This is a genomic window from Alteromonas sp. AWM4_230, assembly GCF_056158305.1.
In genome coordinates this window covers 3,539,286-3,560,763 of record NZ_JBSWTB010000001.1, presented here as the reverse complement: position 1 = coordinate 3,560,763, position 21,478 = coordinate 3,539,286, and the positions used below count along the sequence as shown (strand labels likewise).

Sequence of the window (21,478 nt, the reverse complement as noted above, 5' to 3'; positions counted from 1 at the left end):
TAAAAACCGTTTATAGTCATACACTAGGTTATTTTCCATGTCATTTAAGTTAGTTTTTCGGTGTGTACCGTGAAAGCCATTTTTTTCGACCACGACGGTACGCTTATAGACTCTGAAATGACGCATTTCGAGTTATGGAAAACCATGCTTGCAGGTATGGGAAAAGAACTAACATTCGAGTATTACCACACGCGTATGGCTGGTATCTCGGTAATGAACAATGCTAGTGATATTATTCGGGATTTCTCGCTTGCATTAACGCCCCAAGAACTCTTTAAGAAGAGAAGGGCGCTGACACTTCAATTTCTACAGCACCAAGCATTTCCGTTAATGCGTGGCGCAAAAGAGACCCTTATGTTCTGTAAATCTCAAGGCTTACGCGTAGCTATAGTAACGGGGGGCGCTCGGTTGGCGGTTGAAAAGACAGTATCTTTCTATGGCTTTGAAGATATTGTTGAGTGTATCGTTTCTTCTGATGACGTAGTTAAAGGTAAACCGTCACCTGATTGCTATTTAGCAGCCCTATCCCAAATGCAGTTGGCACCCCATGAAGTTATGGCAGTTGAAGATACTGAATTTGGTTTGCAAGCTGCCGTTAGTGCAGGAATTGAAACAGTGGCTATACCCACACCCTTGTCGGCTAATCACGATTTTTCTAAAGCAGCGGGCGTGTTTAAAAGCCTTGAAAGCTGGGTAGCATCGCTGCCCCAGAGGTAGGGAGAGCGTTGCTGCCCTTAAAGTAAACAGAGCAGCGATTATGCCGTCATTCGCTTATCGTCTTTCTGCGAATTCATATTCTGTTTAAAGCGCGCGGGGAAAGGTAACGTGAGTAAAGGTCGCTTTGCCTTCGCTTCTTTACCTTTCGCCTCTTCAACGTTTTTCACGACACGAATATTATCGCTGCGTAACGTTTCCGCTTCGGTCTCTTTGGTAATTACCGCAACAGTTTCGCTTTTAAATTGAGCTTCTGATGCGCTTTCTGCTTCTAAGAAAGTAATACCAGCCTTTTTGCCAAGGTTGTAATCGTGACGAAGCTGCGCATCAGTACTGCCTAACAGCTTACTTTGAAGTTTGTTAGGTGCAAAAATTTGAATTACTTCAACCCCTTCAGGTGGGTTCTCGATAAACGCTAATTCTTTTTGATACGCATGTTCATGTTGCAGTAAATAGTCGATAGTTTTTGGGCAGGTACCCGTTGCACACATTACTGCGCTTAGCTTTTGTAGCCAAGGTGATTGTGCTTGAAAGCCCTCGTCCACTGTTCTAATCACTACAATTTTTGTAGCACCGCGCCTATAAGCCTCTGTGACAGGTAAAGGCGCGGCTAAACCACCATCTAAGTAAAAATCGGTATTGGCAGCTCGCTTGGCCTCAATTTCAGTGTGAAGCGGAACACCTTGTTTGTATAACAAAGGCAGAGCGCTTGATGCTTTAATCAATTCAACCCAGTTGTTTTGGCTCTTCATAGGGTTTAGAAAATATGCTTTTCTGTCTCTAGAGTTCGTGGCTGTAAACAGTATTTCTCTATCTGCCACATTGTTTTTAGCCGTATCTAAATCTAATAAACGGTTAGCTTCTTGGGTTTTACCAAAGTACCAGTCTAAATCGACAATATGTTTGCCCACTAAACCACGGCCCATCTGAAAGAAACGCTTATGTCGTGTTAAGCCGCGAATAAGGCGTTTTGCATACCCTTTTTGACGTGCAACAAAACTTGTTAAGTTTTGCGAGCCTGCCGACGTGCCAATAAGGATATCGAAGGGGTCATGCCCTGCATCTAGCCATGTATCAAGTACACCTGCTGTGAAAATACCGCGCTGACCGCCACCTTCTGCGACTAAAGCAACTTTGCTATTAGCAGAATTTCCAGCATTACGAGCATTAGTTGATGCAGATTGTTGACCGAACATGATGACCCTCTATTTGACCATATATAAGTTGACTACTTGGTCTAATTGTAAGGAGATCACGTGTTAGGGGAAAATTGAAAGATTGAATCACATTAATAGGAAATAACTGATACAAAACGTTTTTTGTTATTACTGTGTGATTTTTATGTTTACATTTCGATCGTTACGAAGCAGTCTGAATAAATAACAGAAAGTTAGGCATGATAGGAAAAGTATCAATGAATATCGTGGTGTTAGGCGCGGGTAGTATTGGTTGTTATGTTGCAGGTTGTTTGTTGGCGTCCGGCTTTGCGCTTAATGGGTCTAATACGCTTACACTTATTGGTCGACAGCGATTATGCAACGACATCGTAGCAAATGGCTTGAAAGTGACAGACTGGCAGGGCCGCAATCAAATGAGCGACGCTCATCACGTCAGTTTTTCATTAAATAACGATAGCTTAGCTAATGCAGAGATCATTCTACTATGTGTTAAAAGCCAAGATACCGAGAGTGCTGCCAGCATAATTAATCAGTTTGCGAAGCCTCAAGCGCTTGTTATCAGTCTGCAAAACGGTGTGCGCAATGCTGATTTACTACGACAACATCTAGAACAGGCTGTTATTGCGGGCATGGTGCCTTTCAACGTTTTTTACAAAGGAAAGGGGCACTTTCATTGTGGTACAGAGGGAAATTTAGCTTTAGAAGATCCCAATAATCACTGTGGAGAGTTAATTAAGGCGCTTGAAAACGCTTCCTTGCCGGTGACGGTTTATAGAGATGTTGCAGCGGTGCAGTATGGCAAGCTCATTATGAACTTGAATAACGCGGTCAATGCATTGTCTGGTATACCGCTTAAATCTCAACTAGGGGATAGGCAATACAGGTTGGTTATGGCTAAAGTATTGTTTGAAGCATTGAGGGTATTAGAAGCGGAAGGAATTACTCCAGCAAGAACCGGTAAGGTCATTCCCAAGCTGATGCCAAAAATTATGAAGCTGCCTAACTTTTTGTTCAAGGCGGTTGCTGCATCAACGCTTAAGATCGACCCCGAAGCACGCTCCTCCATGTATGAAGATTTGGTACTAGGAAGGCGTACTGAAATAGATTACTTAAACGGTGAGATAGTTAGGTTAGGCAATAAACATCATATTGCTACACCAGTAAATAGCCATATTGTTGAACTAGTTAAACAGAATGAGCAAAAACAAAAAGGAAGCCCGTGTCTGTCGGCAGGCGCTTTGCTACCTACTGAAAAGCATCAGTAAAACTTACCGTCTGCAAAAAACTGATTAGCTATTTATTTTTGTGCAGCAAAATTAATAGCGATTAATTGTGAAAAAGGAATTTTTGAAGTGTATTCACCAAGTGCACTTTATCAACCGGTTTACCAACGTGAGCATTCATGCCTGCGGCTAGGCATTCGTCGATATCTTGCTGCATTGCATTTGCAGTCAACGCCACGATCGGCGTATTTTTCTTAAGGATTTGGCGGATGTGTCGTGTCGCGCTTATGCCGTCCACCTGCGGCATCTGGACATCCATAAGAACTAAGTCGAATTCTTGTTTTGCCATTGCATCAATGGCCTCTTGTCCGTTAGACGCATAATGCAGATCCAATTTAAACTCTTCCAATAACGCCTTCATTACCTCTACATTAATATCATTGTCCTCGGCTAATAACACCCGCTTTCCAGCCAATAAATAGTGAGAATCTTCTTCGTTAGCTGCAGGAGACATACTGTCTGTGTCAGCAGCTATAGCAAAGCTTACGTCAAATGAAAATGTGGTTCCCTTGCCAAGTTCGCTTTCAACGGTTAAAGAAGAGCCCATTAATTTAAGCAGGTTGTTGGTAATATTAAGCCCCAATCCTGTACCGCCGTATTTTCGCGCGATAGAACTTTCCGCTTGCGTAAAAGGCGTAAACAGCTTTGCCTGGTTTTCTTTAGAGATGCCAATACCGGTATCTTTAACCCAGCAATGAAGGGTGTAATGACTATCGCAAGCTTCAGTAACGCGAACACCTATTTGGACTATGCCTTCTTTAGAAAACTTGATGGCGTTGCTGATCAAATTAGCCATAATTTGCTTAAATCTGAGTTCATCGAACATCAGTTCATCTTTGAGGTTTTCATCAACATTTAGCACTAGGCTCAGGTCTTTGCGCTGAGCTTGGTCAGAAAAAATGTCGATTAATGTACTTATACTCGATTTTACGTGATGCGGCCCGATAGCTAACGTTAGTTTGCCGGCTTCTATTTTCGAAAAGTCCAATAGGTCATTGATAAGTTGCAGAAGCATTTCCGACGCAGTGACGATTTTCTTTGTTAAATCTTTCGTTTCTAAATCAGATGAACGTTTAGCTACGGTTTGACCAAAGCCAATTATGGCATTCAAGGGCGTGCGGATCTCATGGCTAATATTTGATATAAACTCTGACTTAATACGGCTGTGTAGTTCGGCTTTGTCTTTTGCCGTTGAGTACAGTGCATTCGCCTGTCTTGATTTTTTTAGCAGAATTAAAATGATTACTATAGTAACCATCGTTAATGCGACCAATACAGAAAGTAGCATTGAGAATAACTCTTGTGTCTGTTGCGCTTCGTTTTTCAACTTTAACGCTTCTTCAAAAGCTTTGTTCTCATTCTCAAGTAAGTTCGCTCTCTCTTTTTCTTGGGTAATTTGTTGAACCAAGTTAGCGCTTTCAATTAGTTCTAAATCTTCGTACTTTTTCGCTTGTAAATATGCTTCGTGAAACACCTCAAACTGTTCGAACGCTAATTTATAATCACCTTTTGCTGCGGTGATATAAGCCGCAGTTTTGTCTAACTGGGCACGCCATGTCGTTTGTTCATCCTCCCGATTTTCATCATAAAGCTCGCGTGCAAGCGCTAGCGACCGATAGGCCTCATCTAACTCGCCTAAAGTAAGGTGTGCTTCTGCTTTCAAGCGATAAATTTCACTATTGTAAAAAGATGAAGAAAGGGGATGGGCTAGTACTTTTTCAGATAGTGCTATTGCAGCTTTTAATTCTCCAGCACGATAGTAAGTGGTTGCTATCCCGTAGGTTGCTAGAAATTCTGAATAGTTAATATCAATTTTTCTATCGTGTTCAACGGCGCGTTCGAAGTAGCCAATGGCGTTATCATAATCACCTAAATTTCGATATAAAATACCAATGGCATAAAGGTTGTCGCTTTCTAAAATCCGTTGATTGGCTGCTTGGGCGCCAGCTAGTGACTTTTCATAAAAGCGCAATGCAAGCTCGTAAGCCCTTACCGACTGATAGTAATCTGCCACGATAGAATCGTAGAGAGGCCTGAGGTAAGAAAGTTCATGAGTGATCAGCAAATCATTAACCGTATTAATAAGCTCTGCATTAGGAGCGAAAACCTGCCCCTCACTATAAGTAAGAATTTGGTAGATTAGGGCATAGGCTTTGACATCAGCGGGAAGGGATGGCGTAGAAATTAACGCGTCAAAACGTTTGTAAGCTTCTGTGTAGTCTGCACTTATGCCATACATTCTCGCTATTCCTGCTGCGATAATGAGGCCATCTCTGGATTTATCTTCTAGCTCTTTTAATTCGCGTAAAATATTGTCATTCGGTCGCTGATGGATTAACAATTGGTAGCGAGCGTATAAAGCGGCGACCGTTCTTTTTTCGTCTACTATCAATGTATCCGATAGCAAAAGCGTTTCTAACTCATCAATTGCAGCGCCTATTGGCGTGGGCGAGACAGTTTCTACTTGCCGACTGATTTCGTTAACCCGGTCAGCTATCGAAGCGTGAACATGAAACGCAGCAAAACTTATTGCAAACACAAATAATAATGTAGAACAAAAAAAACGGGTCAAAGTCAGGCGCCTCCCATGCGAATGCAGCCTCAATATTAAACGATTAAGGTAGTTTATAACTTAGTCAATAAGTCTAAACTATTCGAAGGTACGACAACATTTCAAGGAGAAGAGAAAATGAATGAGAGTATTAAACTCAACTACGTAGAGTTTGGGTCATTAAACTTAAACGCATCTAAAACGTTTTTTGAATCTGCGTTTAACTGGAGCTTTACTGACTACGGTAGTGAGTATAGTGCCTTTAGAAATTCAGGGTTAGATGGCGGCATCTTTGCAGCGGAACGGGTTTCAAAAGCAGAGAGCGGCGCGCCCTTGTTAGTACTTTATGCTAGTAACATTGCTAAAGCACAACGTAATGTAGAAAGCGCGGGCGGAACAATTACCAAACCATTATTTGATTTTCCCGGTGGGTGCCGTTTTCATTTTGTAGAGCCTGGCGGCAATGAACTTGCTGTTTGGTCTGAGTCGGCTAACTAGTATCATACTCTTTTCTAATGTTTTACGTACATTACGAGGAATACTAGAAATAAAAAACGCCTTACCAGTTAATGGTAAGGCGTTTTAGGTTTTACTGAGTAAAATTAAGTTTTAGTTTTGCTCAAGCACAATACGCAGCATTCTGCGAAGCGGCTCTGCAGCGCCCCATAAAAGCTGATCGCCAACGGTGAACGCTGAGATATACTCAGGGCCCATGTTAAGCTTGCGGATACGACCTACTGGAATAGATAGCGTACCAGTTACCTTGGCTGGCGTGAGTTCCTGCATAGTCACTTCACGATCATCAGGCACGACTTTTACCCAGTCATTGTGTTTTGCTAAGATTTCTTCAATCTCGCTAACCGGCAGATCTTTCTTCAATTTAAGCGTAATCGCTTGGCTGTGACAGCGCATGGCACCTACGCGTACGCAAATACCGTCGATAGGTACTTCGCTGCCTTTTATGCCTAGAATTTTGTTTGCTTCGGCTTGGGCTTTCCACTCTTCGCGGCTTTGACCTGAAGGTAGTTGCGAATCAATATAAGGTATTAAGCTACCCGCTAGCGGTACACCAAACTGTTCACTAGGGTAGTCTGCGCTTCGAATAAACTCGGACACTTGCTGATCGATATCTAAAATTGCGGTAGCAGGATCTGCTACTTTATCTTTTACATTGCTGTGAATAGCGCCCATTTGGCTAATAAGTTCACGCATATGCTTAGCGCCTGAGCCTGAAGCCGCTTGGTAAGTCATTGGCGATGCCCACTCAACAAGGTCTTTTTCAAATAGACCTCCTAGCGCAAGCAGCATAAGGGAAACGGTACAGTTTCCACCCACGTAGGTGCGAATACCTTTTTCAATGCCACTATCAATTTCTTTACGGTTCACTGGGTCTAGTACAATAACCGCATCATCTTTCATGCGAAGGGCTGACGCTGCGTCAATCCAATAGCCGTTCCAGCCTGTTGCACGAAGGTCATCATAAACGGCTTTCGTATAGTCACCGCCCTGACAAGTAATAATAATATCTTGTTTTGATAGCGCCTCGATGTCATGCGCATCTTCTAAAACACCTGCATCTTTGCCAGCAAAGTTTGGCGCTGCAATACCCTTTTGAGAGGTGGTAAAAAAGGTGGGCTCAATGTGCGCGAAATCTTGCTCTTCTTGCATTCGCTGCATTAAAACTGAGCCAACCATACCGCGCCAGCCCACTAAACCTACTTTTTGTTGTGACATTAAACTGAGAACCCTTGTTACTAAAATGAAAAGTACTTCATCACTTATGTTTGTAGCAATTGGCCAATACTCTAGCCTTTTTATAAATTGGCGTGTATTGGAAAAACATAAAAGTGATGTCGAACACCGCGTGCCTAGCGCACTGGCGCAATACCTGTCGTTTTTATTTTTATCTCCGCAGTCTAAGTGTTATTTGGCGCGCTGGCTAGATGGTTTTTATAAATAATCTATCGCTGATATAAGCATTTTAAACACGATGGAAATGTAAGCTGTTTATTATATAGATTACCTTGAAACTGCTTTAACGAAACCTGCGCTTATCGAGTTTAGGCATTATTGATACTTTAATGTTAGGCAATTAATTAAAAGAAAGATTGAGCCAGAATTTTTTAAGAAAACTAACGGGTAGAGAGCAATAATGAAAACAGTATTGATAACAGGTGCCACTGACGGCATTGGTCTAGAAACGGTAAAGATGTTGGGCAAAGAAGGTCACAACGTAATTTTACACGGTAGAAATAACGCGAAACTGGAGAATATAAAAGGTGCGCTAGAGGCTCAATTTCCAGGAAGTACGTTTGATACTGTTCAAGCCGATTTATCTTCGTTCGATGATGTAAGGCAGCTCGCAATTGCAGTAAAAGCCAAAAATAAACATCTAGATGTATTAATAAATAATGCCGGCGTATTTACAATGGATAACCCCGTCACAAGCGCAGGGCTAGATGCCAGATTTATGGTGAACACCATAGCGCCTTATATGATCACTCTAGGGTTAATCGATGTAATGGATGCACAAAGTAGAGTGATAAATGTGTCATCGGCTGCACAGGCTCCTATTAATTGGAGCGCGTTACGCGGTGAAATTCAGCTCTCAGATGGTGCTGCCTACGCGCAAAGCAAGCTAGCGATTACCATGTGGACCATGAACTTGGGCAGTAAATACAAAAATAATGGCCCTAAAATGGTATCGGTAAATCCGAAGTCGCTTTTGGGCAGCAAAATGGTGAAAAGCGCTTACGGTATTGCTGGGGGCGACCTGAAGCTTGGCGCACAAATTTTTATGGATGCCGCTTTCTCTGACCGGTTTGCCGATGTTGCAGGAGATTACTTTGATAATGACCACAATACCTTTGCAGCACCACATCCGTTTGCTAATGATCCTTCTCATATTAAAATGTTAATTGCCGAATTAGACGCCATCATCGCGGCGCATTAACGTTTTTGATGCGCTGTAAAATTAGCTTCTCTATTTTACGCTCTGATTAAATAGACAAAACTTCAAACACCTTGCTTGTGAAAAATAGGCCTACAAATTGCTTTAAACCTTATTAGTAATCCCTCACAATGTGTGAGGGATTATAAAATGTTGAGATACGTTAGACGAATAATGTAGTTCTTAACATGGACAAAAAGTGAGGAAAGCATGCAGTACGATAGCCACAACAAATTTGCTACGACAACCGTATTTTTACACTGGCTGGTGGGGTTAACCATTATCGGGTTACTCGCTACCGGCATTTACATGTCAGAAAATGGTGTTTACGCGCTTTATCCATGGCACAAGGCCATTGGTTTTATCATCTTATTTGTCGCGTTAGCCCGCGCAATATGGCGTATGAAGAACGGCTGGCCCAGTGCAGCTGCTAACTACAAACCCATTGAACACAAGTTAGCCACAGTGGTGCACTGGGTTCTGATTATTGCAACATTAATGATGCCTATATCAGGTTTGATGGCCTCGGTACTCGGAGGGCACGGCTTATCCGTTTTCGGGTTGGAAGTATTTGCCCAAAACTTTAGTGTAGAAGATCCAGAAAAAACACTGCCTATCAATTACGAGCTGTCTAAGCTGGGCGGAGCGATTCACTTCTATTTAGGATACACCGTAATTGTCGCTTTATCGCTACACATTGCTGGCGCGCTTAAGCATCACATCATTGATAAGGACGGTACGTTAAAGCGTATGCTGGGTAAAACAATTAGTGAATAAAGTGTGAAGCACTTAAATACATCTATCTAGATGTACCATTGAGTGAGTAATAGCACTAAGATGAAAAAGAAAGCCGAGTTATCTAATAACTCGGCTTTTGTATATTAGAAAGGCGCAAAACTATCTTTTGGCGCGTTGGGAACCGTCCATCTCGATTTAGCATCAGCTTTTGACGGTGGTAAAACGCCCCTTGGTATTTGCATGCTATCGCCATAAAGCCATAGCACCATGTTAGTTCTGCTGCCACCAGTAATAGGCTGCGCAGCGTGAGGTACACTGCCTCTGTGCAGCATAGCAACACCAGGTGAAAACACTGTACGTGTTACCTTGCCCGTTTCCTGATTAAAGAAGTCAACTTCCGACCCTTTAAAGGTTTCCCCTGGCACATTTAGGTTGATATTCATTGTCGCAGCAGACGCGTCAGTGTGTGGTCTAAGCGATGTGTCCATGCCTTCCTGATATTGAATTGAAAACCCAAACGTCTGGCTATCGAATCCCATTACTTCAGGAAATAGCAAACGCGAAATAGGGCGCATGTACTTGTCCATAATTAGGTTATAAAACGTTTGGAACGCAGGTGCGGCCAAGTAACCTTCAGAACGTGCATCCAACATGCCGCCGTTGCGATTTAGCGCAATACCGTAAGGAGGGCGCAGGGGTATGCCGGCATCGGCTACACCGTCTAAATAAGCGCGCAGAAGATGAAGTTTTTCAACATCAAATAGCTGTGCTTGATATACACCTGGCAGAACCTCTTCCCATAAATTTGCTACAGCTTGTTCTTTAGCTGGGTCTTCCCACGCTAGCGTAACAGCATTGCGAAGCGGTTCGCTTATCAAGTTTTCTGTTACCCATTCAGCTAATTGCTCGTTTTGCTCATCCCATTCTTGCCATGCGCTCTCTAGTAATAAGCGGTTGCTGTCCCAAAAGCGTTGAACCGACGGCGCTCGTTTTAACATTTCATCGCGACTAGGAAGGACTAACGAGCGTGCTTGTTGCAAGGCTCCGTTTGTTGCTTCAACGTTATCTATAGTTGCTGTTTGCGTTTTTGAAAGGGTCATAAATATTCTCCGTTTAAATGCACTGTATCGGCGTAGGTTACTCGTTTGCATTGATGACAGTGCGTCGATGGCAAAAGAATATTGCACTTTCTAAAATTTAAAAATGCGTTATTTATAGAGTCAGAATATAGATTTTGTTGAAAATTGAAGTATGCCAATAAATTATCAATAAAAACTAAATACTGCTTCATTATTTATGGGGTTTTTCATTTAAATTGCTGTAGGTATAGTTCTCGACCTATTTAACGCTTCGTCTTAAAAAATGAATAGCGTGCAACTTTTCAATGGGGGGAGATAAAATGAATGCTTCAGTTAATTACCACGTAAGAAAGCCTTTTACACAGGCATTTGAGTTTGATGTAGATGGAATTGAAGGCAATTTGATATCGCCTGAACTTTTCACGACCAACGTTAATGTCTTCGACATACGAAATAGCGACGTGAATATTGGTTTCAAAACCCATGGAATTACTTTTTTAGAAGGGCTTAAGGCGGTTTCTTTCCCATTCAATGAAGATGAAGAAGCACTATATAATCGTAAAATAGTGGAAATGCTTGAAACACAAATTGGTGCGAAAGAAGTCTTGGTATTTGATCATACAGTACGTATAGATGATGAAAATGCGTCGCGCAGACCTGCGAGAAACGTGCACAATGATTACAGTAAAAAAGGCATTCACAAGCGTCTTATTGATTTAGTCGGAGAAGATAAAGCCGCTGAATATCACAGAGGGCACTTTGGTTTCGTAAACCTGTGGAGACCCGTTGAAAACACCATCATGTCTTCTCCCTTAGGTTTTATCTGCCCTGACTCCATGGATGTCGAAGACTGGATAAACATTGAGCTTTGGTATCCAGACCGCAAAGGGGAGATTTTAGGCGTAGCTCCTAACCCTCAACATCGCTGGTTCTATAAATCTAAAATGCGCGTGGATGAAGGTATTATTTTTAATATTTACGATAACAGTGGGATCCCCCACTTAGCGCACAGTGCATTAGACATGAGCGAAGAAGGCGCTAAAAGTACAACGCGTAAGAGTATTGAAAGTAGGGTGCTGGTAAAATATTAGGGTGGCGTGAAGAGCGCTAACTCATATCTTCATCATCTAGCCGGCACTGGTTAGCAAAGATAAGGTAGTCGTCTGGCGCAGATACTTTATTTTGTTTCGCTTTATACATAGCAATATCGGCCAGCTTAATCAGTGCATGCAAATTTCGACTTGTTTGAGGGTAAAAGGCAACGCCAACGCTCATAGAAACTACAGTTGGCTTACTTTCGTTATTAAAATAAAAAGGTTGTTTAACGCCAGCATTCACTTTGTCTACCACTTTCTGAACCGACGCTTCATCATCCGCTTGCAGTAACAACATAAATTCATCGCCGCCCCAACGTATCGCTACATCGTTTTTGCGTATTTTTTCTTTCAATTGCTCAGCAACAAAAATGAGAACCTCGTCACCCGCATCGTGACCGTAAATATCATTTACCGCCTTAAAACCGTTAAGGTCGATTAGTGCCAACGCGAACTGGTGTTCCTTTCTCATGAGTTTGGTTATGAGCTTTTCACCACCATTTCGATTGTAGATACCCGTTAAAGCGTCAAAATCTGCTTGTAGCGCAAGCTTTTGTAACTCTTGTCTACGACTCGAAATGTCATTTAACGTAAGCTGGTAGTAACGTTCACCTTCTTCTGTCAATAATGGGCTAGCAATAAGTTGAACCCAAATGGCATTGTCATTTGCGCTACTTTTTAGCTTGTACTCTCCCGTCGCAAACTCGTTTCGCGCAAAGGCTTCTTGAAGTGCAGCTTTCATTGCTTCTGGTGTTTCAAATAGTTCGTCTAACAGTTCGCCATAGCCTTGCTTTATTCCAATCTCAGTTTTCTCTACTAAATCATTAAACGCGTCGTTTCGAAGCGCTATAGTGCCATTCTCAGCCATCAAAACAGTTGCAGTTTTGGCGTTTTCAAACAGCATCCTAAATCGTTTTTCAAGAAATTCGATTTCTTCTCTTAATTGTCGTTCTTGGGTAAATTGCTCTTCGACTTTGTTCAGCAGTTGGTTAGTGTCGTAAACGAGTTTGCCTATTTCACTGCGCGAGTGATATTTAGGCGTTGGGATCCTTTGAGATGTTCCAGGCGTGATTTGGTGTAAAGAGCGGCCTACTCGTAACATAGGGGAAATAATAATGTAGTAGGTAATTATCAACGCCACTATGCCAACCACCAAGGCTTCAGCGTACAGTGAGTAGCTGTTGTCGGTACTGGTTTTTTCTGCTTGGTGAATAATGTATTCGAAATTGGGGTAGACATTAACCTCAGCAAGTGATTCTTCTGGCATAAAAGGGTGCCTAACCACAAATACCCGAGGTTCCGTACTTTTATTAATAGCTTCAGTTACATTCGTTTGGTAGTAAAGGGCCTCGCTTTTTATAGAGGCCGCTAGAATTTTGTCGGTTTTAACCAAACCATTTATGGCTTCTTTTGCTAAGTCTTCATCTTCTAAAAAAGCCGCGATGGAGGCGGTTGCACCAACGGTTTGATAAAGCTCTTCGATATCACTGTTAGCTTCGTTTATTTCGTTTTCATAAGTCACGCGATAAAAAAATTCAGCGGTAGTAAGTACCACTAACATTGCCGCTGCGACTAAAAACAGCGAAAAACGAAAACCTAGACCTTGTACGTTAATCAAAACGATACACTACCTTCATGTTGCTGGTGACCGTCGACTCATAAACATAGGCCAGTGCCGATTCGTCTTCCTCAAGCCGCACCTTAACATCTTCGATGGTCTGCTCTACCGCGGGAGGTTTAACACGGCCAGAAAATTTAAGTCGCGACCAATACGCGTTTACCCTTGCAAGTGGAAGCCCAACTAAAGATTTGTAGAATTGACTTTTCAATTCGGAATCTAGTTCTACATCAATAGGTGTGGCTTCTTTTCCATTTGGGAACGCCGAGTATTTACCCATAAATAAATCGATTAAGCCTTTTTTATCCAATACCTGCACCTCGTTGTTAGGGTTAGTGACAACGACAATTTTTTCTTGCGCTTGCGCCATAGAAAACATGCTTAGCGTTAGTAGTGTTATAACAGTTATCAAGGGAATGGGTTTTAATAAATACATACTCCCCCCTTAAAAGCTGAAACTTAAGGCGAGGAATAGGGTGTGTGCTATACCGCCTTCATCGTTAACGACTAAACCATCGCGGGCACGAAGGCCGGTACCTCTTGCTTTAACGTCGGTTCGTTCAACTTGTGCCTTAAACGCTAGGTTTTCTCGTAGGTCCCAGCGCCAGCCAACAGAGAATGACTTTTGTCGGTGGGCTAGTGTACTGGCCACCTCTTCTACAAACATAGCGAGTTGCGCTGTAGCTGGAATGATGGGAAATTCAGGCTGCTCTTCGCTAAGAAAGTAGGTATCGGTTTCTGCAAAAGAAAATAGACCGTAAAAGGTATGCGCACCATAAAGGTAACTAATATTTAGAAAACCGTTAAAAGAGGGCCTCAATGCAACAGATTCTGAATCAATATGCGAAAGTTCACCGGATACCTCCCAGTCGCCTAAATAACGGTTGGCATAAAGAGAGGTATACTGAATAGTCGCGTCGCGAAGTTGCAGTGAATCCGAAAAATCAGCCGCGCCGCTCCAGAAAGGTTGTAATAAATCTACAGCAGAGGTGACTTGTGCTATATCGAAATTATCGTTATCAGCTTCGGTGCGTGTGTGTTTTAACGCTACGCTCCAATCAAAAGCGGTTAATTCAATGCCAAGCGTGCGTAAATTTTCAAAAGTAATAGGTTCGAAATCTTTACTTGAAAAGTCGCTTTCTCCTTTACCCCAAAATCCTTTAACTGATAAGTTGAAGTTTTCATAACGTTTCAAGTAACTAATATCAGCGCCATCAAGGCTTCTAGCCGGGACAATGCCGTAAACTTCTGTAGGCACTTTCACCCAAGGGTAGGCAATAGATACATCCCTCGTATCACTAAAATGGAATATATCGGCTGCAAGTCTTCCGGCTCTAAGCTGCCACGAAGGCGTTAGGTTATAGCGCAAAAAAGCCATTTGCGTTATTGAGTCTATGTCCTGCTCATCTTGCTCTCTATAAACAAATTGCCCTACGAAGTCGAGGTTGTTTGAAAGGCTGTAATCGAGCTGCACGCCAATAAGACTTAAAGGCTTAAATGCAAAGCCATCTTTTTTAGCAAATTCGGCTTGAGCCCGGTCGTTTCGAAATTGATACTTGTTGGTATCAGCGGTAGCGGTTGCTAAGGTGCCAAAACCGCTAATCTTAAGTTTGCTTTGTTCTGCTGCTGCAACGTTAGCTAGCAGCAGGCTGAAGATGGCCGTGAAGAACAAGTACGGCTTTTTCATCATTGTATTACCCAATTTGACGTCTGCGTTAAATGTTGCCGAAAAAGCATTGTTTCGACAATTTTACTTTAGTACAAGCATAGTAGAGAAACGGAGAAGCTACTGAAAAATTGGTGTTTTGTTTTGCTAACCAAAAAAGTAAGAAAACCAGTTTTCTTAAAATTAGATAATCTTAAAGAACTACGCCGTTTAACTTTTCGTCCCAATACGGCGTGCCGCTAAAGCGTTCAGCTAAAAAATCAATAAACGCGCGGACCTTAGGAGCTAATAACCGGTTGCTAGGATACACTGCCCACAGTGCACATTCGGTAGCAAGCGGGTAATCTTGTAGTATTTGAACTAATTCGCCGCTTTCTAAGTGAGGGTAGCTGCACCAGGTAGCAGTAAGGGTGATACCACAGCTTTGAATACAGGCGTCGCGTACCGCTTCACCATTGTCCATACGCAAGTGATTAGGCGTTTTAATTGAAGTGATACCTTGGCTGGCTTTAAAGTCCCACACTTCTAAGCCGGTAAGATTGACTATTTTGTGATTTTTGAGATCTGCTGGCGTTTCTGGCTTACCGTATTTTTCAATATAGTTTTTTGACGCCACAATAATGCGTTTATCATCAGCTAGCTTTTTGGCATGTAAATTAGAGTCTTTTAATTCGGCATCGCGAATAGCAACATCAAAGCCACCTTCTACTACATCTAAAATACTGTCGCTGAACCTGAAATCGATATTTAGCTGTGGGTATTGTTCTAAAAATTCAGGGATCGCAGGTACTAAATGCATTCGACCAAATGAAGCAGGGGCAGTGACGCGTAATGTACCTTGCGGTGTTTGCGCGCCGCTGCCAACAGCGGCTTGCGCAGTTTCAATACTGTCTAACACTTCTTGCGCATGGGGCAGAAAAAGCTTTCCATCATCGGTAAGCGACACTTTTCGGGTGGTTCGATGAATAAGCCGAACACCTAGCGTTTCTTCCAGTTTGCCAATATGGGCGCTCGCCACAGCAGGTGAAATATTAAGTTCACGCCCAGCCAAACTAATATTGGCTGTGCTCGCAATACGCACAAAAAGCTTAAGGTGTTCTATGTTCATTTGGATTATCAATAAAATCTATAAACTGTTTGCCTTTATACACTAATTATCATCTGGAGTTCTAGTGCTTATGATTAGTTCCGTACCCAAACAACAGGCTTTAAAGGAGCTTAATCATGAAAGCGATGGTAATAAACGAATTTGGCGGTTCAGAACAATTTACACAGAACGATATTGCAGAACCTTCTGGAAAGGCTGGCCACGTAATCGTGCGTATTGCAGCAAGCAGCGTTAACACAATCGACATGATGATTCGTCAATCGGGTGCCGACTTACCCTTTGCTCCACAACTACCTGGCGTGTTAGGTATGGACTTCGCAGGCACTGTTGAAGCTGTTGGTGAAGGCGTTTCAGACTATAAAGTAGGTGATGAAGTTTACGGCTGTGCAGGTGGTCTTGGCGATTTACAAGGCTCACTTGCAGAAAAAATGCTGGCCGATGTTCGCCTTATCGCTCACAAACCTTCGTCTCTTTCTATGAAAGAAGCGGCAGCCATTCCTCTTGTAGGTATTACCGCGTTTGAGGGGCTAACTCGCGCACTCACCAGTGAAGGCCAAAACGTACTAATTCACGGAGGTGCTGGTGGAGTAGGGCATATAGCAGTGCAGCTTGCCAAGCATATGAAGGCTAAAGTATTTGCGACGGGTGGCTCTGATGAGCAAAAAGAAATTATTGAATCTTTAGGTGCAACCTACATCGATTTCCGTAGTGAATCAGTTGAAGACTACGTAAGTAAATACACTGATGGTAACGGCTTTGACGTGATTTTCGACACGGTTGGCGGTAATAACCTTCAAAACTCATTCGCTGCTGCAAAATTAAACGGTCAGGTTTCGACTACTTTATCTTTACTAGAAACCGACTTGTCGCCTGTTCACTTTAGCGGGCTAAGCCTGAACGTAGTGTTTATGTTGTTGCCTATGATCCACAACGTGGGCCGTGAAGCACATGGCGAAATTCTAAAAGAGCTGGCAAGTATTGTAGATGCAGGCGCACTAAAACCGATTATTGATGCTGAAGACTATACATTCGAGCAAATCGCACAGGCTCACGATCGTTTGGCAAGCGGTAAAGCAGTAGGCAAAGTCGTCGTTACCGTAGACTAGTTTTATCCTTTGAAGTTTAGGTAAACAAACTTCCCGTAGTGCTTCCCTTAGCACACCCTTCGCCGCAGTAATTTTTACTGCGGCTTTTTTATTTGTATCTTTTATTTAAAAACGCCGTTTGGCAAAGGTCAGTGCTATCTACACAGTTCAAATGTTTTATAATTCTCTGTGCAAAGGAGAACTAAACGTGAATGAATATGCCCGGTATTTTAATGGCTACCCTTCAACTATTGTAGAACAAGCCCTACAGCTAATTTCGGACAATCGGCTAAAAAGCTACTTGTTGAAAAAATATCCTAAAGCCCATGATATAACTACAGATAAGCTGCTTTACCAGTACGCGACGAATTTTAAAAAGCAGTACTTAAAAAATGCGCCCCCATTTGGGCGCGCCGCGTTTAAGAAACAGGGAGATATGGTTACCAATGCGTTAGGTACGCATACCTACCGTATGCAAGGTAAAACGCGCAAACACGACTTAGCCATTAATAGTGATTTGCTGCGTGCACCTGAGCCTTTATTAAAGGCTTTAGTAGTTCACGAGTTGGCGCACTTTAAAGAAAAGGACCACAACAAAGCTTTCTATAAACTTTGTTGCTACATGGAGCCGGATTACCATCAGCTTGAGCTAGACTTGCGGTTATTCTGCGTAGCCGTTGCGATGGGAGAGAATCCTTATGGGTAGTACTTATGCCTTGTCCTACGGGACGTCTATAATTGTAGTGCCGCTTATACGGCGATATAGCGGTTAAAGTGAAAGATGTTAAGTGAATAAGGAGTATTGATGAGCATTGCTAAGATTATGTCTACTCGTGTAGTCAGTGTGCATATGGACGACAGCTTGCAGTCATTAAGAGAGCTATTTGCGGCAACAGGGTTTCATCATTTGGTTGTGGTTCACGATAATAAACTTCAGGGCATTATATCTGATAGAGACTTAATGAAATCGGTTAGCCCTTTCGTCGACACGTTAAGTGAGCGTATGCTTGATCGTGCAACGCTTGATAAACGAGCCCATCAAATTATGACCCGTGAAGTGATAACGCTAAATCCCACTGATTCAGTATTCGCGGCCATTGAGCTTTTCAATACGCATAAAATTTCCTGCATTCCCATCATTGATAAAGATAAGCACCCAGTTGGCATGGTGTCGTGGCGAGATGTAATGAAGTTTATGCAAAGTAGAGTGGAGGCTAAGCGCTAGCTCTGATCTATTTAGCCCTACTTTGTACTATTTGTTTGACTTGGGTTAGTTGTATTAATTTAACGATGCCCTGCAACCTTTAGGCATAGAGGCCCTTCCACCAGAGCAAAAAAAGCTTTTCGGTAGAAAGGCCAACGATGATTTGTTAGCTTTTGCGATAGCTAACTTTAAACAGCAAGCTATAAAGCACGGGCACAGCGATAAGCGTAAGCACTGTGGCGAACGCCAATCCGCCCATAATCGTCACAGCCATGTCAGCAAAGAAGGCGTCGAATAGCAGCGGTGCCATACCTAGTATGGTAGTAACTGCCGCCAATGACACAGGACGTACACGGCTGATAGTAGCGTCAACAATGGCTTGTCTAATGGCCAACCCTTCTTCTATCTGAAGGTCAATTTCTTCAATAAGCACTATGGCATTCTTAATAAGCATTCCAAACAAGCTTAAGAAGCCGAGTAGCGACATAAAGCCAAAAGGCATATCAGTACCCAACAAGCCTGTTACTACGCCCACTACTGCCATAGGTACCACAAGCCAAATGATAAGTGGCTGGCGTGCATGACCAAAGAGCAATACCGAGATAATAAACATGACTAAAAAGCCTGCGGGTAAGCCTGCGCCCAGCGCTTTTTGTGCATCGCTAGAGCTTTCAAATTCGCCGCCCCATTCCAAGGAATATCCAGCTGGAAGTTCTATGTCCTCAATAAGCGGGCGTATTCTAGCCAGCGCTTTTGCGGCTGTTTCATCGTCGCCTGGTTCAGCTTCTACGGTAATGGTGCGCACACGGTCGCGGCGATGAATACGCATTTCTTCGGTCATTAGCTCTAGGCCTTGCGACACCTGTGTGAATGGCACGTACTGTCGCTGCTGTGTAGACCATACTTGCGATTCGCGTATTGATTGAAGTTCGGTATCTTCTGCCTTACCCATTTTTGCAATAATGTTGTAGGCATAGTCGCCATCTTGCACTGTACCTAGCTGAACGCCGCTACTTGCATACTGTATGGTTTGGCTAAAGTCGCTATGCGATACGCCAGCAATACCTGCATTGTAGTTATCAAACTGCGTGTTGATGGCAAAGCCTTTTTCACGCCAATTATGGCGCACGTCTTTTACTTCTCCGTCAGCAAAGAGCAAAGCCTTAGCTTTTTCCGCTAATACACGAAGCACTTCGGTATCTGGGCCAGAAAAACGGGCTTCAAGTTTTGCACCAGAACCGGGGCCAAACTGCATGCGTTCCATATAGAAATTGGCGTCGAAATCTAAGTCAGTAAGCTTGTTTCTGAGCTTCTCTTGAATGGCTGGGATGTTATCCAGTTCATTCGCCCGAACCATGAAAAAAGCATAGTTTTCGTTAGCGCTTTTAGGTGCATAAGTAAGGGTAAAGCGATCTGCACCCTGGCCAATAAAGGTAGTTACAGCCGTCACGTTTTCCATTGCTAAAATGCGTGATTCAGCTTCTTTGGCAATGACTTCAGTGGCTCTTATGTCTCTGTCTTGTGGGCCCCAATAATGTACAAAGAATAGCGGGGCATTTGATGGTGGGAAGAAACCTTGCTTTACCATACCAAAGCTTCCATAAGCCACGATAGTAATAACAAACAATGCACCAATAGTTACCCAACGAAGTTTAAGTGCGCCTAACAACGTGCGCTTGAACCAGCGTTGCGATGCTGAGAGTTCGTTGCCTGCAGTCTGACCCATACCTTTTCGGTAGAAATACGCGCCGAGAACAGGCACTAAAGTTACTGCTAATACCCAGCTGATCATTAGTGAAACTAAGACTACGGCAAATAACGAGTAAAGAAACTCGCCGGTGGCATCGTTTGAAAGGCCTATGCCGGAAAACGCCGCAATTCCAATAACGGTTGCGCCAAGTAGCGGCCACTGAGTACGCTTAACAATAAAGCTGGCAGACTCTTTAGCGGTTGAGCCAGTGGCCATGCGAAGCATCATACCTTCAGCAACCACAATAGCGTTATCTACTAGCATACCCATGGCGATAACCATAGCACCTAGCGAAATTCGCTGAAGCTGAATATCCATGAGCCACATAACAAGAATAGTACCTAGCACGGTAACAAGAAGGACTGAGCCAACTACCACACCTGAGCGCCATCCCATGAACAAACACAGAGTTAAAGTAACCACAGCGACTGACATGACAAGGTTGTTAATAAAGCCGGTTACCGACTCATCAACCACCGAAGCTTGGTCGTATATGGGCGTAAGCGTAATACCAACAGGCAACTCTTGGAGTAGCTTCTCCACTTTTGCGTTAACGCGCTCGCCTACGTCAACAATATTTACATCAGTTAAGGCTGAGACAGAAAGTGTTAACGCTTCTTCGCCATTGTAGCGCACATGAACTGGCTGTATGTCCGCGGGCTCTAATTTCAATGTGGCAATATCGGCAACTCTAAGTGAACGGTTAGTGCCCGGCACTACCACAGAAAGGTTTGAGATTTCTTCAAGCCTATCTGGTGCGCGCTCTACAATTAAGCGTACATTCTTCTCGTCTACTTTAATCCGACCACCATTAAAAGGCCGTAAGTTATCTTCAAAAAGGGCGGCGAGATCAGGGAAAGAAATGCCCAAGCCTGCTAGTTGGTAGGGGTTTATATACGCCACAATTTGTTCTTTTTGAACGCCTGTCACATTAACCTTAGCTACGCCCTCTGTAGTAAGCAGGTCGCGGCGTATAATGCGGGCAAACTCGCGAAGTTCTCGTGTATCAAAATCCGGCGCGCTAAGCGCGTAATACAGGCCGTATACATCGCCAAAATCGTCGAACACGATGGGGTCTTGTGCGCCGGTGGGCAGTGAACTGGCAGTGTCCCGAAGGCGCTTTCTTAATTCATCCCATATCTGTGGCAAGAGGTTACTGTCGTAAGTACTCTTAACTTCAACAGTAATTTCAGATAGGCCCGGTGAGGAAACTGACGTCACTTCTTTTAACTGCGGCATTTGCTGAATGGCAATTTCCAAGCGTTCAGTGACTTCACGTTCTACTTTTTCAGCACTGGCTCCAGGATAGTTTGTGTATACCTTTACTTGTTTGATGGTAAACGCAGGGTCTTCCAAGCGACCAATTTTGCTCATAGCCAAAATGCCGCCTAAAAGCAGGATGACTACCATTAGCCAAATGTTGACGGGCTTATCAATTGAATAGCGTGCGATATCCATAA

General features: G+C 43.1%; 18 protein-coding genes. 9 read left to right on the top strand and 9 right to left on the bottom strand.

From position 1 onward, the window contains the following. The first annotated feature begins 69 nt into the window (after positions 1-69). The gene (locus ACXACS_RS15345; RefSeq protein ID WP_474807862.1) at positions 70-717 is read left to right on the top strand and encodes an HAD family hydrolase; all 648 of its coding nucleotides are present in this window, start codon (positions 70-72) and stop codon (positions 715-717) included. Positions 718-755: 38 nt separating this feature from the next. On the opposite strand, the gene ACXACS_RS15340 is transcribed toward ACXACS_RS15345, so the two are convergent. Next, a complete protein-coding gene (locus tag ACXACS_RS15340; protein ID WP_474807860.1) occupies positions 756-1,910 on the bottom strand; it encodes a patatin-like phospholipase family protein in 1,155 nt (384 codons plus the stop codon). Between the two features lie 218 nt (positions 1,911-2,128). Between ACXACS_RS15340 and ACXACS_RS15335 the strand changes: the two genes are divergently transcribed. After that, on the top strand, positions 2,129-3,157 hold the full coding sequence (locus tag ACXACS_RS15335; RefSeq protein WP_474809302.1) for a 2-dehydropantoate 2-reductase: 1,029 nt from the start codon (positions 2,129-2,131) through the stop codon (positions 3,155-3,157). A gap of 61 nt (positions 3,158-3,218) precedes the next feature. On the opposite strand, the gene ACXACS_RS15330 is transcribed toward ACXACS_RS15335, so the two are convergent. After that, positions 3,219-5,747, bottom strand: a complete 2,529-nt coding sequence (locus ACXACS_RS15330) for an ATP-binding protein (RefSeq protein WP_474807858.1) — start codon at positions 5,745-5,747, stop codon at positions 3,219-3,221. Positions 5,748-5,864: 117 nt separating this feature from the next. Between ACXACS_RS15330 and ACXACS_RS15325 the strand changes: the two genes are divergently transcribed. Then, the gene (locus ACXACS_RS15325) at positions 5,865-6,224 is read left to right on the top strand and encodes a VOC family protein (protein ID WP_474807856.1); all 360 of its coding nucleotides are present in this window, start codon (positions 5,865-5,867) and stop codon (positions 6,222-6,224) included. 111 nt (positions 6,225-6,335) lie between these two features. Here the strand turns inward: ACXACS_RS15325 and asd are convergent, their stop codons facing one another. After that, complete coding sequence (gene asd / locus ACXACS_RS15320; protein WP_474807854.1) at positions 6,336-7,460, bottom strand: aspartate-semialdehyde dehydrogenase; 1,125 nt, start codon at positions 7,458-7,460, stop codon at positions 6,336-6,338. 415 nt (positions 7,461-7,875) lie between these two features. On the opposite strand from asd, the gene ACXACS_RS15315 reads away from it, so the two are divergent. Both ACXACS_RS15315 and ACXACS_RS15310 read left to right on the top strand, forming a co-directional pair. Then, the gene (locus ACXACS_RS15315; RefSeq protein ID WP_474809300.1) at positions 7,876-8,679 is read left to right on the top strand and encodes an SDR family NAD(P)-dependent oxidoreductase; all 804 of its coding nucleotides are present in this window, start codon (positions 7,876-7,878) and stop codon (positions 8,677-8,679) included. Positions 8,680-8,886: 207 nt separating this feature from the next. Next, a complete protein-coding gene (locus ACXACS_RS15310; protein WP_474807852.1) occupies positions 8,887-9,453 on the top strand; it encodes a cytochrome b in 567 nt (188 codons plus the stop codon). A gap of 104 nt (positions 9,454-9,557) precedes the next feature. Here ACXACS_RS15310 and ACXACS_RS15305 read toward each other — a convergent pair whose 3' ends face one another. Beyond that, positions 9,558-10,514 (bottom strand): 2OG-Fe(II) oxygenase family protein, encoded by a 957-nt coding sequence (locus ACXACS_RS15305; RefSeq protein ID WP_474807850.1) that lies wholly within the window; start codon positions 10,512-10,514, stop codon positions 9,558-9,560. A gap of 299 nt (positions 10,515-10,813) precedes the next feature. Between ACXACS_RS15305 and ACXACS_RS15300 the strand changes: the two genes are divergently transcribed. After that, entirely contained in the window at positions 10,814-11,584 is a 771-nt protein-coding gene (locus tag ACXACS_RS15300) for a CmcJ/NvfI family oxidoreductase (RefSeq protein WP_474807848.1), read from the top strand. Positions 11,585-11,600: 16 nt separating this feature from the next. Here ACXACS_RS15300 and ACXACS_RS15295 read toward each other — a convergent pair whose 3' ends face one another. The 4 genes from ACXACS_RS15295 to ACXACS_RS15280 form a co-directional block, all read right to left on the bottom strand. Then, positions 11,601-13,205 (bottom strand): sensor domain-containing diguanylate cyclase, encoded by a 1,605-nt coding sequence (locus ACXACS_RS15295; protein ID WP_474807846.1) that lies wholly within the window; start codon positions 13,203-13,205, stop codon positions 11,601-11,603. Continuing rightward, complete coding sequence (locus ACXACS_RS15290) at positions 13,198-13,641, bottom strand: hypothetical protein (RefSeq protein WP_474807844.1); 444 nt, start codon at positions 13,639-13,641, stop codon at positions 13,198-13,200. Before ACXACS_RS15290 ends, ACXACS_RS15295 begins: the two co-directional genes overlap by 8 nt. Positions 13,642-13,650: 9 nt before the next feature. After that, entirely contained in the window at positions 13,651-14,895 is a 1,245-nt protein-coding gene (locus tag ACXACS_RS15285) for a hypothetical protein (protein WP_474807843.1), read from the bottom strand. Positions 14,896-15,064: 169 nt separating this feature from the next. Further along, a complete protein-coding gene (locus ACXACS_RS15280; protein ID WP_474807841.1) occupies positions 15,065-15,979 on the bottom strand; it encodes a LysR family transcriptional regulator in 915 nt (304 codons plus the stop codon). A 116-nt stretch (positions 15,980-16,095) separates the two neighbouring features. Between ACXACS_RS15280 and ACXACS_RS15275 the strand changes: the two genes are divergently transcribed. The 3 genes from ACXACS_RS15275 (at position 16,096) to ACXACS_RS15265 (ending at position 18,289) form a co-directional block, all read left to right on the top strand. After that, positions 16,096-17,085, top strand: coding sequence for a zinc-dependent alcohol dehydrogenase family protein (locus ACXACS_RS15275; protein WP_474807839.1), 990 nt, complete (start codon positions 16,096-16,098; stop codon positions 17,083-17,085). Between the two features lie 187 nt (positions 17,086-17,272). After that, positions 17,273-17,770 carry a M48 metallopeptidase family protein gene (locus ACXACS_RS15270; protein WP_474807837.1) on the top strand — a complete coding sequence of 166 codons (498 nt, stop codon included), beginning with the start codon at positions 17,273-17,275 and terminating at the stop codon, positions 17,768-17,770. Between the two features lie 99 nt (positions 17,771-17,869). Further along, complete coding sequence (locus tag ACXACS_RS15265; RefSeq protein ID WP_474807835.1) at positions 17,870-18,289, top strand: CBS domain-containing protein; 420 nt, start codon at positions 17,870-17,872, stop codon at positions 18,287-18,289. 145 nt (positions 18,290-18,434) lie between these two features. On the opposite strand, the gene ACXACS_RS15260 is transcribed toward ACXACS_RS15265, so the two are convergent. Beyond that, entirely contained in the window at positions 18,435-21,476 is a 3,042-nt protein-coding gene (locus ACXACS_RS15260) for an efflux RND transporter permease subunit (protein ID WP_474807833.1), read from the bottom strand. Positions 21,477-21,478: the final 2 nt, after the last annotated feature.